The following is a 15,114-nucleotide window of genomic DNA, read 5'->3' on the forward strand; positions in this document are numbered from 1 at the left end:
AGCCGAGGCTAATGAATCACCTGTCTTCGGAACAGCTTGCCCACCTGCGCGGCCTTCTTATCCGCCAGCGGGACGATATCCGGCACAGGCTTAAAGAGAACGAAGATCACGGTCTTGAAGATTCCATGCGGGATATGTCGGGCGAATTGACCGAAATTGACAACCATCCCGGCGATGTCGCAACCGACCTGTATCATCGTTCCATGGATATCTCGCTTCAAGAGCTCGAGGAACTGGAACTGAAGGATATAGAAGACGCGCTTCAGGCGATGGACACAGGCAAATACGGCATTTGCGCGGCAAGCGGACAGCCGATTCCATATGAGCGCCTGGCCGTTCTTCCCGCCACACGCTACTCCAAGGAATACAGCCCCCGCCAGGAAAAGCCGCATACGCGCCCGGTTGAAGAGCAATTTCTTACTCCTCCTTTCGGGCGAAGCAGTCTCGACGAGCATGAATATAACGGTTTTGACGGCGAGGACGCCTGGCAGATCGTTGAAAGCTTCGGCACCTCTAACACGCCGGCGATGGCAGAGGGAAATAATATCGATTCTTACAATGATATGGAAATCGAAGCTGATGATCCGGACGGCTTCGTCGAGCCCTGGGAAAATTTCATCGCCACGGACATAACGGGCAATCATGTGACCGTCGTAAAAGGACATCAATACCAGAGTTATATGGACAGCGGAGAAGGCGATTACCTGCTTGATCCCAACGCTAAAATTGAGAAGGAGTAGCCGCAACGGCTGCTTCTTTTTTTACAATGCGTCTTTATGCTCAATTTAGGACTTTTATCCTTCTTTCTTTCTAGATAAAATCTATTAGCAGATAGAAAATCAATCTATTCGTCAAATTTCGAGCCTATCTATATAAATATGTTGACAAAAGCAGGGCTAGGAATATATTGTAAGGGAAAATTATTCTTTTTATAATAAACTCAATATGGGCAAAGTTCTCCGAAAGGGAATGACGCAAAGCCATGGATCTACAGTCTCATTCCTCCTTTTGAGACCATGACAGCCAGGTTGCTGAAGAACCGGGATGACTGTACATCAAGCGTCCTAGATGGTAATTTTGTCAACCGACCTGTACTCTGTTTTGAGTACAGGTTTTGTTATTTGTTATTCTGATCTGCCGGATTTACTTCGAAGGATCGATAACATGGCAAACAATATTTAATTTGTGAGGTGGATCTTTTGAAGACAGTCGCAGATTATATGGCGGAAGCACTACACAATCTCGGAGTAACGCATTCTTTTGGCATTATCGGTAAATCCATTTGCCCGATAGTTCTTAAAATGGTGGACTATGGTATTGAGTTTATTCCCGGAAGACATGAATCCAGCTCCGGATTCGAAGCTTCCGGCTATGCCTTGAAAACCGGAAACCTCGGCGTCGCTTTCGGCACCTCCGGTCCGGGGGGGACGAACCTCCTCACAGCGGCGGCACATGCCAAAGCCAATAACCTCCCTGTGCTGTTTATCACGGGACATCAATCCATTCAGGAGCTCGGAATTCCCCAATGCCAGGATTCCTCTTCGTATCTTGCAGATTTGGCGGACATGTTCAGACCCGCTACGCTGTTCAGCAAGCTAATCGAACGAGGCGACCATTTCAGCACGATTTTTAATCATGCCATTTCTATTGCGCTAAGCGGCAAACGCGGACCTGTTCATCTGTGCATTCCGTTTGATGTCCAGACCGAACCGCTTAAAGAATGCCGAATTGTTATCCCTGAACGGGAAACACTTGTCAATTACGCTAATTTTGATCGTGTTATTGATGCCATTAACCATTCCAGCAGACCGCTGATCATAGCCGGTAAAGGCGTCAACCGCTCCGGCGCGCATACGGAATTGGTCCAATTGGCGGAGACCTTTAATATTCCTGTCGTGACAACTCCCGGCGGCAAAGGCGCTATTGCCTGGGATCATCCGCTGTACCACGGTCCGGTCGGTGTGGGCGGATGCAAGCATGGCGACGATTTATTAAACCGCAGTGATTTGTTTATCGTGCTTGGGTCCCGGCTCAGTGATATGACCATTTGCAACCTCAAGGCGGAGAACCATCCAAAGACCTTGATTCAGTTTGATGTAGACCCTACCTTTGTAGGAAAAATATTGAATTCCCAGACGATAGCTGTCGGTGGAGATTTGCGTGATAATTTGTCGCTGTATCTCAAGAATGTTGATACTGCCGCTATTAACAAACGCGAAGCGGAGACCGCTGTTCATTATGCGGAAGAACTGCCAGATCTGCCTAAACTTTCACTGGCGTCGGTAATGAGCACGATGAGCGACCTGATCCCTTATAACAATACCGTATTTGTGGATGACGGCAGCCACGGCTTCAATGCCGTGAAGTGGTACAACGTGAAGAAACCGGGCAGTTTTGTCTTCGACGCCTACTTTGCCTGCATGGGTAACGCCATTGGCATGGCGATCGGTGCAAAGGCTGCTTCCCCTGAGGAAACGATATTTTGCATTACCGGCGACGGCTGCTTCATGATGCTTGGTACTGAAATAAATACTGCCGTTTGCAAGAATATCCCGGTCATTTTTATCGTTGTGAATAATATGCAGCTGGATATGGCGTTAAAAGGAATGGAAAAAACTACAGGCAGAATCGACGGAACTCTATTTGAAGTCCCTATGGATGCCGTAAAATTTGCCGAATCGCTGGGAGCTGTCGGCTTTAGATGCGAGACCGCAGAGCAATTTGCTGCCGCCATCAGCGAAGCTGTGGCTTTAAACCGCGTTGCCGTCATCGAGCTGCTGACTGACCGTGACGAAGTGCCTCCTACCGCACACCGCACACTAAATCTCAATTAATAGTTACACAGACAATAGCAGCATACGCTAGCAAAAATTTAGGAGGCATCTCTATGAAAGAGAACATAAACAGCGGTTTTAAGCATTTCTCCAATCTTTCCGGCGATTATGGAGCCAAGGCGATGGCTCCGGTCAAAGAGCATTTTCCAGAATTGGCTGAATTTATTATGGGCAATGCTTATGGCGACATTTTTCAGCGAACCACTATTGGCGCGGATTGGAAAGAGATTGCCGTTATTTCCTCTTTAATTACGATGGGTCAATTCGAGCAGCTCGGCGTCCATTATGTGATGGCGCTCCGTGTAGGCATGACCGTTGATCAGATCAAAGGCATTTTACTGCATCTGGTACCCTGTGTTGGCGCTCCAAGGATTATTTCCGCTTTTAATGTTCTGCTCTCTACCCTGGATGAGATCCAATAACTGATCTGTCGACAAAATAATGCATCATTCGACTTTTTTATTGCATATCTGAGAAATTTATGTATACAATAAAGAAAAATATCCCAACGCTAAGGTTGCAATGTCGAATGTTGGCGTTAGCAGATAGTTTTTAAGGATATATGCACGAAGACTGACTGCGGAGACTCAGTTGGGCTGAATGCTAAACTCATCAAATTCCGGGAGAGATGAAGACATGGGAAAATTTATTTTGAAGAAAGACACCGCTAAAAAGGTAATTAATATTGAACTAGAAGGAACTTTTTCAGAAGAAGACGGCCTTAAATCGATTCAAGCCTATAAAGAAACGATCAGTGGTATTACTCCTGTAGACTATCAGCTGAAGATTGATTGCAGAAAGCTGAATGTAACCGCACCTGAAATTGTGCCGCTCCTCGAAGGCTGCTTCATCATGTTCAAGGGCGACGGATTTGAAAAAGTAAATCTTACCCTTGAAAATAATCCTGTCCTCAAAATGCAGCTGTCTCGTCTGGGCCGCAAAGCAGGACTGGAAAACCTGGAAATTATTTCAGTCTAGTTATACCAACGGAGTGAACGCTCACGCAACTTAGTGCTCAGTGGATGCTTTCGATGCGAGTTTTGTACGAAGCTGGACAATGAAGTAACGCTCACAAAACTTTTAGGAGGATACATATGGCTGGGATTCGTATAAAGGACATTGATATCTATCATCCAAGCAAAAAGATTGGCAACGACTTTTTCATTGAGCATTTTGACGAAAAGGGCATTGATATCCGTGGACTTCTCGCCGCTCTGGGCCGTGAAAACCGCTACAGCATCGATAATCAGGATGAGAATTCCCTGACGATGGCCTTCGAGGCAGCGAGCAATGTTCTGGAAAAGACCGGTCTTACCGGTGCCGATATCGATCTCATTGCTTATGCGACCCAGACTCCTGAGTATATTTTTCCTACGAACTCCTTGATGATTCACCGGCTGATAAACGGAGCATCCCATACAATCTGCATCGACAGCAATGCGAACTGCGCGGGAATGACAGCTTCGGTTGAACAGGTTAGCCGGCAAATGATGGCCAATCCAAGAATCCGCCGCGCTCTGGTCATCGGCTCAGATCATGTTGCGCCGCATGCCGACAAGAATGATCCTGTGTATTATGCCAACTTCGGTGATGCTGCCGCCGCTGTCATTTTGGAGCGTGATGAGAATTCCGTAGGCTTCATAGATTCCATCTATCAGACAGACACTTGTGTTTACGGCAACTCGATGTTTCCGTCAGAAGGCTTGGCCAAGGTGGGCCGCACCGGCGTTGGTGCCGGGGAGTTCAATGTTAGATTCATTCCTTTTGACGATTCGATCTGCGTTGACGCCGCCTCTGAATCTATCAACACCTTGCTTAGTGAAAATGAGATCGCCCCTGAATCGATTAAAGCGGCTTGCTTCTCTCAATTGTCACTTCCCAATATTCGCGCGGTTTCCGAGAAGACGGGCATCGGCAGCGACGCAGCCGTCTACATCGGCGATGAATTCGGCTATACCTCGACGAGCAGCCCTTTCATCGCTCTGCACAAAGCTGTAACCACTGGCAAAATCGAACGCGGAGACAAGCTTCTGTTCTGGACGGTTGGCGCCGGCTGGCAAAACGTAGCTTTTGTCATGGAGTATTAAGCCTTAATCTAGAAAAACGGCTCACACGCAGATGTTCTGCATGCGGGCCGTTTTTCTAGCCGGAACTAAAACGTATGGAGTTCGAGCTGATGTTGGACGATGCGGACGATATCGGCGATGTAATCCCCGATAATCGGCAGATTAAGAGCCCCCAGCACCTGAAGCACGTAAATGATCGTTGCGGCAAAAAAGGTAAACCCAATGGCGATTCCGACGCCGCGCGCGGTACCCGACAGCACGTTCAGCCATATCAGCCGCCAAGGAGAATGCAGCAGCTCCAAATACTCGGAAATCCGCGACTTTTCCATTCTTTGCGCCCATTCAGTAACCACCCGGTAAACAGCGTCGAGCTTGTCCCTGTCAGGAGGTTCTGACGGGCCTTCCCCGCTACGCACTAGCTGCTTCCAATGCATCGGATCTGATCGAAGGTCCGCCCCTCCGTCTATGTCCTCCTTCATCTTGCGCCCCCTCCGTTTTACGCCGAAACCTAAACGAGCCCGGCGAATAGAGACTGTCTGTCTATTCTTTCGCACGGGACTCGCCTATTAGCGCCGAAATATTCAAGCCGGGAATACTTCTCGCATTAACACCTGCGGTCATACTTCTGACGCTAGTATATGCACTTTACGGATGGGACATGCGCCAATTCAGCTGATGAACGGTAGCTTAGCCGATAAGAATGCCGATCGTTTTACCGCCGATATCCACCGTTTCAAAAGAATCGCCGCTGCCGAAATCAACTGTCGTCACGAGGACATTTTCCCGCAGGACATTCTCGAACGCGGTAACGGCAGCTTTCAGCTCGTCATCGACATCGAGAGTGAGCGCGACACGCTTATCGATCGCCAGATCAAGCCGTTTGCGGTAATCCTGAACCGCGCGTACGATTTCACGCACCCAGCCCTCTTGTTCCAGCTCGGGCGTGATTTCCGTGTTCAGGGCGACCGTAATTCCATAACCGGATGCGGACGCGAAGCCCGGTTTGGCCTGCTTGTCGATCAGCAGCTCTTCTGCGGTGATTTGCAGCTCTTCGCCTTCCAGCGAGGTAACGGCGACCCGCCCGTTTTGTACTGCGCTGCGCGTGGCGTCGCTGTCCATCGATTTCAGGAACCCTTGGATGAAGCCGACGTTTTTGCCGTATTTTTTGCCCGCGACCTTCAGGTTCAGCTTCAAAGTGAAATCAACAAATCCGCTGTCGCTCGTCTCCAGCACGATGGACTTGACGTTGATCTCGTCCTTGATGATCTCCTCGTAATCCGCGACATTAAAGCTGTGGCTGATGGAAACAATTAGCTCGGAAAGCGGCTGACGGGTCTTGATTCCGGTCTCGTTGCGGACGTTGCGTGCCAGCTCGACGATGTTACGGGCGCTCTCCATATCCTGCTCAAGCGTGGTATCGATCAGGCTCTCGTCGGCTGCCGGGTAATCGGCCAAATGTACGCTTTCTCCGCCGCCCAGGTTGACGAAAATATCCTCAGCCAGCATCGGCATGAATGGAGCGACAATCTTCGCCGTCGTCAGCAGCACATGCGTCAGCGTACGGTAAGCGTCCAGCTTCTCTTCTCCAAGCCCGCTGCCCCAGAAACGGTCGCGCGAACGGCGGATGTACCAGTTGCTCAGCTCGTCGATAAAGTTCTCAATCGCTTTGGACGAGTTGACGAAATCATTGACCGCAAGCCCTTTATCCACAACGAGGATCAGGCTGTTCAGCCGGGACAGAATCCAGCGGTCCAGCTTGTGATTCGACAGCTTAAACGGATGCTCGGCCGGATCGTATCCGTCGATGCCCGCGTACAGCGTCAGGAACGCATGAGTGTTCACCAGCGTATCGACGACCTTGGATTTGCTCTCGCCCACAAGCCCGCGGGAGAAGCGCTTGTTGTTCCACGGCGCGCTGTCGGCCAGAATCGCCCAGCGGAACGCGTCGGTGCCGTATTCGTTCATGATATCCCAAGGGTTAATGACATTGCCTTTGGATTTGGACATCTTCTGGCCGTTCTCGTCGAGAATATGGCCTGTCGCGATAACCGCCTTATAAGGCGCCTTACCCTTGAACAGCGTCGATACCGCAAGCAAGCTATAGAACCAGCCGCGCGTCTGGTCGATGCCTTCGCAGATCATATCGGCCGGATATTGGTCGTCCAGCTTATCCGCGTTCTCGAACGGATAATGGCTCTGAGCAAACGGCATTGAGCCGCTGTCGAACCATACGTCGATGACTTCGGAGGTCCGCACCATTTCCGCACCTTCCTTGAACGGGCTGCGCAGACGGATGTTATCCACATACGGCTTATGCAGCTCGATGTCTTCCGGCACATCAGAGGTGGCCATTTCTCTCAGCTCGGCGATGCTATGCGGCGCGAACTCCTTGCCCGTCTCCTGGCAGACCCATACGTTCAGCGGCGTGCCCCAGTAGCGGTTGCGGCTGATGTTCCAGTCCACCAGTTCATCAAGGAACTTGCCGAACCGTCCTTCGCGGACATGCCCCGGATACCAGTCAACGCCATTATTATTAGCAATCAGTTGATCCTTGATGGCCGTTGTGTTGATGAACCAGCTGTCTGTCGCATAGTACAGAAGCGGCGTGTCGCAGCGCCAGCAGAACGGATAGCTGTGCTCGTACTTTTCCTTACCGTACAGCAGTCCCTTCTCCGACAGCATTTTGACGATATCGAGGTCGCAGTCTTTCACAAAGCGTCCGGCAAAATCGGTTACGGTATCGGTGTATTTACCCGACGTATCCACCACATTCACGAAGGTGATGCCGTTCTCGCGGCAGGTTTTGTAATCGTCCTCGCCATGCGCCGGAGCCATATGGACAATCCCTGTACCGCTGGCATCCGTAACGAAGGAAGCGCCGACGATGACATTGCTTCTTTCCGCCTGGATGTAGCTGAACGGTGGCTGGTACGTCTTGCCGACCAGATCGGAGCCTTTTAATTCGGACAGCACCGTATGCTCGCCCTTGGCCACTTCTTCCACCAGATTTTTGGCCATGATATAGACGCCGTCCTCCTGCTGCACCCGGACATAATCCATATCCGGATTGACCGCCAGCGCCATATGCGCCGGAAGCGTCCAAGGCGTCGTCGTCCAGGCCAGCACATATTCGCCGCTGTCGTCCAGCTTGAATTTGGCCGTGGCGCTCAGGTCTTTAACCGTCTTGTAGCCTTGAGCCACTTCATGTGAGCTGAGCGTCGTCTGGCAGCTTGGACAGTACGGGCTGACACGGTGTCCACGGTACAGCAGCCCTTTCTCATGAACCGTTGCCAGAATGTTCCATACGCTCTCGATGTATGTGTTGTTCAGGGTAACGTAAGGATTGTCGAGATCGGTCCAGTATCCGATCGCTTCCGTAAATTCGCGCCACTGCTTCTCGTAGCCGAAGACGCTGTCTTTACACTTTTTGATGAACTTCTCGACACCGTAGGCTTCGATTTCCTGCTTGCCGGAGATGCCGAGCTGCTTCTCAACGCCAAGCTCAACCGGCAGACCGTGGGTATCCCAGCCGGCCTTGCGCACGACGCGGTAGCCCTTCATCGTCTGGTAGCGGCCGATAAAGTCCTTGATCACGCGCCCAAGCACGTGCCCGATATGCGGCGCGCCGTTCGCGGTCGGCGGACCTTCATAGAATACATAGTTCGGCTTGCCTTCGCGGTACTCGATCGATTTGCGGAACGTATTCTCCTCGTTCCATTTCTTTAAGATGCGGACGTCTCTGTCCCGCGCTTTTTCTTTGATGTCTACTTTATGCATGATGGTCAACTCCTTTAAAAATTTCGATCCCCCTAAATCCCCCTTAGCCAAGGGGGACCCCAAGGGCTCCGCCCTCTGGACACCCGGAAGTTTGTCAGGGTCCGGGGCGGCGGCGTTCTATTAAGTTACTGTTGGCGTAATGCTCGCTTGCCGCAAGCGGCCGCTCTACGGCGGCGCAAAGCGTAGGCCCAGCCGCCGCATATAGGCGGCTGGCTTGGGCACCCGAGCCGCGAACCCGTCAGGGCAGCATTTGCGAGGGGCCACTAGCGGGCGGCGCGGAGCCGCTCGCACCTGGGTTGGCCCTTGGCACCCGAGCCGCGAAACCCGTCAGGGCAGCACTCGCGAGGGGCCACTAGCGGGCGGCGCGGAGCCGCTCGCACCAGGGTTGGCCCTTGGCACCCGAGCCGCGAACCCGCCAGGGCAGCCTTCGCGAGGGGCCACACGCGGGCGGCGCGGAGCCGCTTGCACCTGGGTTGGCCCTTGGCACCCGAGCTGCGATCCCGTTAGGGCAGCACTCGCGAGGGGCCACTAGGCGGGCGGGGCACGAGCCGCTCGCACCTGCTTGGCCCTTGGCACCCGAGCCGCGAACCCGCCAGGGCAGCACTTGCGAGGGGCCTCACGCGGGCGGCGCAGAGCCGCTCGCACCCGCTTGGCCCTTGGCACCCGAGCCGCGATCCCGTCAGGGCAGCCTTCGCGAGGGGCCTCACGCGGGCGGCGCGGAGCCGCTCGCGTCCAACCGGCACTGCGAAGGCCCCGAGCGGCGTCCCCGACAGGGGATGCCGCGAGAAGGGCCGCTCCACCGCCAACCTCCGCTCCCCAACCGGCGAGCCCCGCGCTCCTCTCCAACCCTTGCGGGTGTCCAGAGGGTGCAACCCTTGGGGTCCCCCTTGAGGAAGGGGGATTTAGGGGGATCGCCCTCCAAACAAATAAACGCCCCGCCCCCAAAGGGGCGAGGCGACGCTCGCGATACCACCCTAATTCCGCGCAGACTCCTTCCGTGTTAACGGTCAAGGTACAACGCGATCTCAGCTCCCGCGCAAGAACGCGGGTCCGGTGTAACGTCCGGGAAACGGCTCACCTTACACACGACATAACGCTTCGTTTCAGGTTCGCTTCTTGGGGAGGATATTCCGGCACGGTCTGAACATCGGCTTGCAGCAGGGCGCCGACTCTCTGGGGATCATTACCATGACGTACTAGTCCCGTCATCGAATACATATAAAATGTTGCAGATATGTTCTAGTTATAGCCTCTTTGACGACAAAAGTCAACAGGCCAAGGCAAGTGCCTTAAAATACTTCTTCACGAACCTCGCGGCTTTCCAGCGCGTCCCAATCGTCTTGGGACAACAGCTCCAGCTGCGCTTCCACCAGCGTCCGGAACCGTGTACGGTAAATCGAAGCCTGCTTGCGCAGCTCTTCGGTCTCAATCGCGATTTTGCGGGACTTGGATAAGGCTTCGTTGATAATCCGGTCGGCGTTCTTCTCGGCTTCCTTGATGATCAGTTGGCTTTCCTTCTTCGCGTTGTTCTTCACTTCATCGGCAGTTTCCTGGGCTACAATGATGGTCTTCGACAAGGTCTCTTCGATGTTCGTAAAATGGTCCAGGCGCTCCTGCAGAGTCATAAGCTGATTACTAAGCTCCTTGTTCTCACGGATGACGCTTTCGTAATCCTTGATGACCTGATCCAAAAACTCATTGACCTCGTCTTCATCATAACCTCGGAGCCGCCGGGTAAACTCCTTGTTATGTATATCGAGCGGCGTTAATGGCATGCTGTGCACCTCCTAGAAATTTCGGGCCTCGCCCAAACGTCCGTTCATCTCCGCGGACGAAGAAGAAAGTCAAAAAAACAAGTTAGGAAAGGGCGATCGACCCATTCTTCCCGTGAATGCCTTAGAACTCGCCTCTGCTACAATTATCGGCGTCCAGCTCCACAAATGTTAGCTGCCCTCATGAGTTATTCAATTTCGACAGGCGTACCGAAATTCCTGCAAGAAAATTATACAAATTTACCGACCCGGACACGGTATCGGCCTCTTTTGGTCAGTCCGCCAATCTCCAGCACTTTAAACCGTCCAAAGCCTTGAATGGAGACCACATCGCCTTCTTTAAGTTGGAAAGAAGGGTCCTCTTCCACCTTCCAGTTTACCCGGACGCGGCCCGCTTTAACGGGAACGAGAATTTTACTCCGGCTTAACCGGCACACATCCGCAGCGACTCCGTCCAGCCTCAGGGAAGAGACAGTAATCTCCATGGGCTCCAGCCTGACTTCGGATCTGCGAAGCTCCGAAACCGGCAGCACTTCCACGCTGACTGGAGCGCGGCCTACGCTGCTCATATTCAGCGCCAAATAATCAGCGATATCCGACGTCACGACGGCATGGCAGCCGTTCTCCAGGACGTGGATATCGCCAATTTTACTTCGCTTGACTCCCAGACCAAGCAGGGAACCCATATAATCTCCATGCTCCAGTTCCGAAAGTTTCTGCTCAGCAGGTGTTATGCTCAGCACTTTCAGCGCCATATCTTCGTCTTCCAAATCACGGTAATCGGGAGCGATCAGCGCTCTCCGCCGCTCCGCTTCTTCATGCCCGCCATCCCATCTGACCTTCACATCGGGATGACGGTTAACCAAAGATTGCAGGATGTATCCCTGCCGCGGATCAAGGAAATCCGTCAGCTTCACTTCGTGATAACGGGCCGCATTTTCCACCCATTCATAGGCCCGGTCCACAAACTGCCGCTCATCAGGATGAAAATGACCGTAAATTTCGTTCTTCATCCCTTATCCTATCAAATAAATCAGCACGGACCGCAATCCGTTCATCGCTAGCTCCAGCACGAGCAGAGCTACAACCGGCGAAAAGTCAATCGTTCCGAACAAGGGCGGAATAATCTTGCGGAACGGCGTTAAATATGGCTCCACCAACTTTCCGAGCAATTCACCGATGAAGTTGTCACGGACATTCGGCAGCCAGGACATCAGCACGTAGAAAATAATCATGTAGAAATAGATGTTGAACAGGATTTCGATAATGGAATAGATTTGGGGCAAAGCCCATTCACCTCATTCTGTTATAGTCTTGGTCGTCTGCAAGCATTTCCGAAATGGAGCCTTGTATTTCAACGGTATCCGGCGAGCAGAGGAAGATATTCCCCCCGATTTTGGAAATGCCGCCGCTCAAAGCATACACCGTTCCGCTTAAGAAATCGATAATCCGCATCGCCTGGTCATTGCGGACCCGCTGCAGATTGACGACAACAGTACGATGCGAGCGAATGTGGTCGGCGATTTCTTGAGCTTCGTCATAGGACCGCGGCTCGTACAGCACAACCTTTACATTTTTTTGCGAATGGATGCTGACGACGTTCCCTGCCCGCTGGTTTTTGCGCGTTTCTACAGGATTCGGCGCATAATCTTCCTCATCATGCTGGTTAAGCGGTTCACGTTCAACGATCTCCTCTTCTTCCTGTAAACCCAAAAAGCTCATAAACCGGTTCATGACGCCCATTACGATCCCTCCTCATGGCCTACCAATACCGTACCCAGGCGCACCCAGGTGGCCCCTTCTTCAATCGCAACTTCAAAGTCATTCGACATGCCCATCGACAGCTCTGTTATCGGCTCCGGAGTCAGCCCCATACCGTTAAGCTTGTCCCGCAGTTCGCGCAGGCCGCGAAATACCGGACGCGTAAGCTCCGGATCTTCCTCATGCGGCGCCATGGTCATCAGTCCGATGATTTTGACGCGGTTAAGACGTGAGATCTCCTGCAAAAAATCGGGAACCTTGTCCGGACTCAGGCCGTATTTCGACTCTTCTCCGGAGACGTTCACCTGAAGAAAAACGTTCACATAAAGCCCTTCCGCTTCCGCCTTGCGCTGCAGCTCCTTGGCCAGCGACATCCGGTCCAGTGAGTGAATATATTGAAATTTGCCGATAACATCTTTCACCTTATTGGTCTGCAAATGCCCGATAAAATGCCATGTTCCTTGATGTCCCAGCGCTTCCCACTTGCTCTCTGCAACCTGCCAGCGGTTCTCGCCAATATTTACAAGGCCGGAAGCCAGCACGGCGGATGTCGCTTCCAGCGATACATATTTCGTTACAGCGATGATATGAACATCACGGCTGTTCCGTCCGCTTCTTGCGCACGCTCGCTCAATCCGCCGGCTGACTTCGGCTATTCTTTCCTGCAATGTCGAGGACAACGGTCAACTCTCCTTTATTCCGATCCAGCTCGCCATTCTTCCCGTAACACCGTTTTCCTTGCGGTAAGAGAAGAATAAATCATGATTACAGCTTGTACACCAAGATGTACATTCGATATGAGTCGGCAATATTCCTGCTTTTATCATAATGCGTCGGTTCAATTCTTTCAAGTTGAGCATCATTTTGCCATTATGCGCGGTCGATGGCCGGTAAAGACTGTCTGCGGATTCCTCTGCCAGAGCCAGACTACCCTCCAGCTTTCGGACGCGGTCCATTACGAAATCATCCACTTCATAACAGCACCCGCCGATGCTCGGTCCGATAGCAGCCCGGATATCTTCTTTACGGCTGCTGTAGACCATTTCCATTCTCTGAACCATAGCCGAAGCGATTTCCGCAACCGTCCCTTTCCAGCCCGCATGGGCCAATCCGACAACACCTGACACCGGGTCATGGAAAAAGAGGGGTACACAATCCGCATAAAAAGAAGTCAGCAGCACGCCGGGCACATTGGTCAGAAGTCCATCCGTGTCCGCAAACGCCGAAGTCCGGTCCAGGCTGCCGCGCCCCTTGTCGCCAGCAATTACAACAGCAATTTCCGCCCCGTGCACTTGTTCCCCGCATGTCCAGTCTTCGAGCGCAAAGCCGAGGCTTTCAGCGATGGTCTTACGGTTCTTAATAACATCCTCCGGAATGTCGCCCACATGAAGAGCGCAGTTCAGGCTCTCGTAAGGCGCGCGTCCGGCTCCCCCGGTCCGTCCTGTAAACCCGGCTGTTATTTCCGAAAAACGGTCAGTCCACGGCCTCAGGCTGAATAATGCCGGACTGGCGCTATTTTGTACAAACGGTTCCATTCTCTCACCTCGTCTTTAAGTGTACCATAAGATAAACTCCTATAATCTCAAAAAAGACAGCGCAGCGTTCAATACGCGCGCCGTTCATTCCGTTCTTCCCGCTGGATCACCAGCATCTCCCGTTCTTCCGCTTCTGACGAAGGGCGGGGTTCCTCCATTTTGACGAGCACGACATCCGAACCGATCTTCACAATGTTCCGCCACGGAATGACGAGATCGGCGCCCCCGCCGAACAATCCCAAAAACCTTGTATATCCCGGAACGATAATCGCGTCAATGACTCCCCGCCGCAGATCCAGTTCCAAATCGCTGATTTGTCCAAGTCGTCTCCCGTCGATAATATTGATAACGTCTTTGGCCTGAAAATCGGAAATTTTCATTTTTTTGCCCGAAGCCAGAGCTTCCTGATTCATGTCCGCCACCTCTGTTAGTTCAAACGTATACTTTAAGTATATGTAGCGGCGGCTTGGTCAAATGCTCTTTATTTAGGATTGTCAAAAAAATAACCCACCGTCAGGCGGACCCTCGGGTGGGATGGTTGTCCTCATTTGGGTTATGACTTCACATGCTTTTGCATCTGCTGGATGGCCGACTTCTCAAGCCGGGAGACCTGGGCCTGGGAAATACCGATTTCATCGGCGACCTCCATTTGCGTCTTGCCCTCGAAAAACCGCATCGACAGGATGCGTTTTTCCCGCTGTCCAAGCCTCTGCAGCGCCTCCCGCAGCGCAATTTCCTCAATCCAGGAGACATCTTTGTTCTTGTCGTCGCTAATCTGGTCCATGACGTAAATCGGATCACCGCCATCGTGATAGATCGGCTCGAACAAGGATACGGGGTCTTGAATGGCATCAAGTGCGAATACGACATCCTCTTTCGGCACGCCCAGTGCCTCGGAAATCTCAAAAATCGTGGGCTCCCGCGAGTTCTGGTTCGTCAGGCTGTCGCGCACCTGCAGCGCCTTGTAGGCAATGTCCCTGAGAGACCGGGAGACGCGGATCGGATTGTTGTCCCGCAAGTAGCGGCGAATTTCGCCGATAATCATCGGCACCGCATAGGTGGAAAATTTAACGTTCTGCGACAGATCGAAGTTATCGATGGCTTTCATCAGCCCGATGCAGCCCACCTGAAACAAATCGTCCACGAATTCCCCGCGGTTGTTGAACCGCTGAATCACGCTCAGCACCAGTCTCAGATTGCCGTTTACCAATTTCTCTCTGGCGGATGTTTCGCCATGCTGCTGCAGCGAAGTGAACAGCTCCCGCATCTCCGCGTTCGTCAGAACGGGCAGCTTGGCGGTATCCACACCGCATATCTCGACTTTATTTCGGGTCATGATGATTAACCTCCCAAGGAGAAACATTACTGT

Annotated in this window: 15 protein-coding genes and 1 riboswitch; of the genes, 5 read left to right on the forward strand and 10 right to left on the reverse strand. The window is 52.4% G+C overall.

Annotated elements, in window-relative coordinates; genetic code table 11:
• Nucleotides 1-11: 11 nt before the first annotated feature.
• From VK70_RS14740 to VK70_RS14760, 5 genes are all read left to right on the forward strand, one after another.
• Entirely contained in the window at nucleotides 12-740 is a 729-nt protein-coding gene (locus tag VK70_RS14740) for a TraR/DksA C4-type zinc finger protein (protein ID WP_025696638.1), read from the forward strand.
• Nucleotides 741-938: 198 nt separating this feature from the next.
• Nucleotides 939-1,036, forward strand: a riboswitch (cyclic di-GMP riboswitch).
• Nucleotides 1,037-1,190: 154 nt separating this feature from the next.
• The gene (locus VK70_RS14745) at nucleotides 1,191-2,834 is read left to right on the forward strand and encodes a thiamine pyrophosphate-binding protein (protein ID WP_051505139.1); all 1,644 of its coding nucleotides are present in this window, start codon (nucleotides 1,191-1,193) and stop codon (nucleotides 2,832-2,834) included.
• 53 nt (nucleotides 2,835-2,887) lie between these two features.
• Nucleotides 2,888-3,256, forward strand: a complete 369-nt coding sequence (locus tag VK70_RS14750; protein ID WP_025696641.1) for a carboxymuconolactone decarboxylase family protein — start codon at nucleotides 2,888-2,890, stop codon at nucleotides 3,254-3,256.
• Nucleotides 3,257-3,470: 214 nt separating this feature from the next.
• Nucleotides 3,471-3,812, forward strand: coding sequence for a hypothetical protein (locus VK70_RS14755; RefSeq protein WP_025696643.1), 342 nt, complete (start codon nucleotides 3,471-3,473; stop codon nucleotides 3,810-3,812).
• Between the two features lie 116 nt (nucleotides 3,813-3,928).
• Nucleotides 3,929-4,921 carry a 3-oxoacyl-[acyl-carrier-protein] synthase III C-terminal domain-containing protein gene (locus VK70_RS14760; RefSeq protein WP_025696644.1) on the forward strand — a complete coding sequence of 331 codons (993 nt, stop codon included), beginning with the start codon at nucleotides 3,929-3,931 and terminating at the stop codon, nucleotides 4,919-4,921.
• A 65-nt stretch (nucleotides 4,922-4,986) separates the two neighbouring features.
• Here the strand turns inward: VK70_RS14760 and VK70_RS14765 are convergent, their stop codons facing one another.
• From VK70_RS14765 to sigG, 10 genes are all read right to left on the reverse strand, one after another.
• Entirely contained in the window at nucleotides 4,987-5,334 is a 348-nt protein-coding gene (locus VK70_RS14765) for a DUF5665 domain-containing protein (protein WP_025696646.1), read from the reverse strand.
• Nucleotides 5,335-5,587: 253 nt separating this feature from the next.
• Nucleotides 5,588-8,677: an isoleucine--tRNA ligase gene (gene ileS / locus VK70_RS14770; RefSeq protein WP_025696647.1), complete on the reverse strand. Its 3,090-nt coding sequence runs from the start codon at nucleotides 8,675-8,677 to the stop codon at nucleotides 5,588-5,590.
• A gap of 1,289 nt (nucleotides 8,678-9,966) precedes the next feature.
• Complete coding sequence (locus VK70_RS14775) at nucleotides 9,967-10,452, reverse strand: DivIVA domain-containing protein (protein WP_025698162.1); 486 nt, start codon at nucleotides 10,450-10,452, stop codon at nucleotides 9,967-9,969.
• A 227-nt stretch (nucleotides 10,453-10,679) separates the two neighbouring features.
• Nucleotides 10,680-11,462 (reverse strand): YlmH family RNA-binding protein, encoded by a 783-nt coding sequence (locus VK70_RS14780; RefSeq protein WP_025698161.1) that lies wholly within the window; start codon nucleotides 11,460-11,462, stop codon nucleotides 10,680-10,682.
• 3 nt (nucleotides 11,463-11,465) lie between these two features.
• Nucleotides 11,466-11,735 (reverse strand): YggT family protein, encoded by a 270-nt coding sequence (locus VK70_RS14785; protein ID WP_025693103.1) that lies wholly within the window; start codon nucleotides 11,733-11,735, stop codon nucleotides 11,466-11,468.
• Between the two features lie 7 nt (nucleotides 11,736-11,742).
• Nucleotides 11,743-12,192, reverse strand: coding sequence for a cell division protein SepF (locus tag VK70_RS14790; protein ID WP_025693102.1), 450 nt, complete (start codon nucleotides 12,190-12,192; stop codon nucleotides 11,743-11,745).
• On the reverse strand, nucleotides 12,192-12,890 hold the full coding sequence (locus VK70_RS28625) for a YggS family pyridoxal phosphate-dependent enzyme (protein ID WP_025698159.1): 699 nt from the start codon (nucleotides 12,888-12,890) through the stop codon (nucleotides 12,192-12,194). The genes VK70_RS14790 and VK70_RS28625 overlap by 1 nt, the downstream gene beginning before the upstream one ends.
• Nucleotides 12,891-12,893: 3 nt before the next feature.
• Nucleotides 12,894-13,745: a peptidoglycan editing factor PgeF gene (gene pgeF / locus VK70_RS28630; protein WP_025698158.1), complete on the reverse strand. Its 852-nt coding sequence runs from the start codon at nucleotides 13,743-13,745 to the stop codon at nucleotides 12,894-12,896.
• A 68-nt stretch (nucleotides 13,746-13,813) separates the two neighbouring features.
• The gene (locus VK70_RS14805; RefSeq protein ID WP_025693099.1) at nucleotides 13,814-14,158 is read right to left on the reverse strand and encodes a YlmC/YmxH family sporulation protein; all 345 of its coding nucleotides are present in this window, start codon (nucleotides 14,156-14,158) and stop codon (nucleotides 13,814-13,816) included.
• A gap of 140 nt (nucleotides 14,159-14,298) precedes the next feature.
• Entirely contained in the window at nucleotides 14,299-15,081 is a 783-nt protein-coding gene (sigG, locus tag VK70_RS14810; protein WP_025698156.1) for an RNA polymerase sporulation sigma factor SigG, read from the reverse strand.
• Between the last annotated feature and the right edge of the window lie 33 nt (nucleotides 15,082-15,114).

This window comes from Paenibacillus durus ATCC 35681, assembly GCF_000993825.1.
Lineage (GTDB): Bacteria > Bacillota > Bacilli > Paenibacillales > Paenibacillaceae > Paenibacillus_AQ > Paenibacillus_AQ durus_B.

Bases quoted from the DNA above. Each gene is read 5' to 3' on its own strand.
- VK70_RS14750 (WP_025696641.1), top strand. From the start codon at position 2,888: ATGAAAGAGAACATAAACAGCGGTTTTAAGCATTTCTCCAATCTTTCC.
- VK70_RS14740 (WP_025696638.1), top strand. From the start codon at position 12: ATGAATCACCTGTCTTCGGAACAGCTTGCCCACCTGCGCGGCCTTCTT.
- VK70_RS14760 (WP_025696644.1), top strand. From the start codon at position 3,929: ATGGCTGGGATTCGTATAAAGGACATTGATATCTATCATCCAAGCAAA.
- ileS (WP_025696647.1), bottom strand. From the start codon at position 8,677: ATGCATAAAGTAGACATCAAAGAAAAAGCGCGGGACAGAGACGTCCGC.
- pgeF (WP_025698158.1), bottom strand. From the start codon at position 13,745: ATGGAACCGTTTGTACAAAATAGCGCCAGTCCGGCATTATTCAGCCTG.
- VK70_RS14805 (WP_025693099.1), bottom strand. From the start codon at position 14,158: ATGAATCAGGAAGCTCTGGCTTCGGGCAAAAAAATGAAAATTTCCGAT.
- VK70_RS14775 (WP_025698162.1), bottom strand. From the start codon at position 10,452: ATGCCATTAACGCCGCTCGATATACATAACAAGGAGTTTACCCGGCGG.
- VK70_RS14780 (WP_025698161.1), bottom strand. From the start codon at position 11,462: ATGAAGAACGAAATTTACGGTCATTTTCATCCTGATGAGCGGCAGTTT.
- sigG (WP_025698156.1), bottom strand. From the start codon at position 15,081: ATGACCCGAAATAAAGTCGAGATATGCGGTGTGGATACCGCCAAGCTG.
- VK70_RS14765 (WP_025696646.1), bottom strand. From the start codon at position 5,334: ATGCATTGGAAGCAGCTAGTGCGTAGCGGGGAAGGCCCGTCAGAACCT.
- VK70_RS14755 (WP_025696643.1), top strand. From the start codon at position 3,471: ATGGGAAAATTTATTTTGAAGAAAGACACCGCTAAAAAGGTAATTAAT.
- VK70_RS14790 (WP_025693102.1), bottom strand. From the start codon at position 12,192: ATGGGCGTCATGAACCGGTTTATGAGCTTTTTGGGTTTACAGGAAGAA.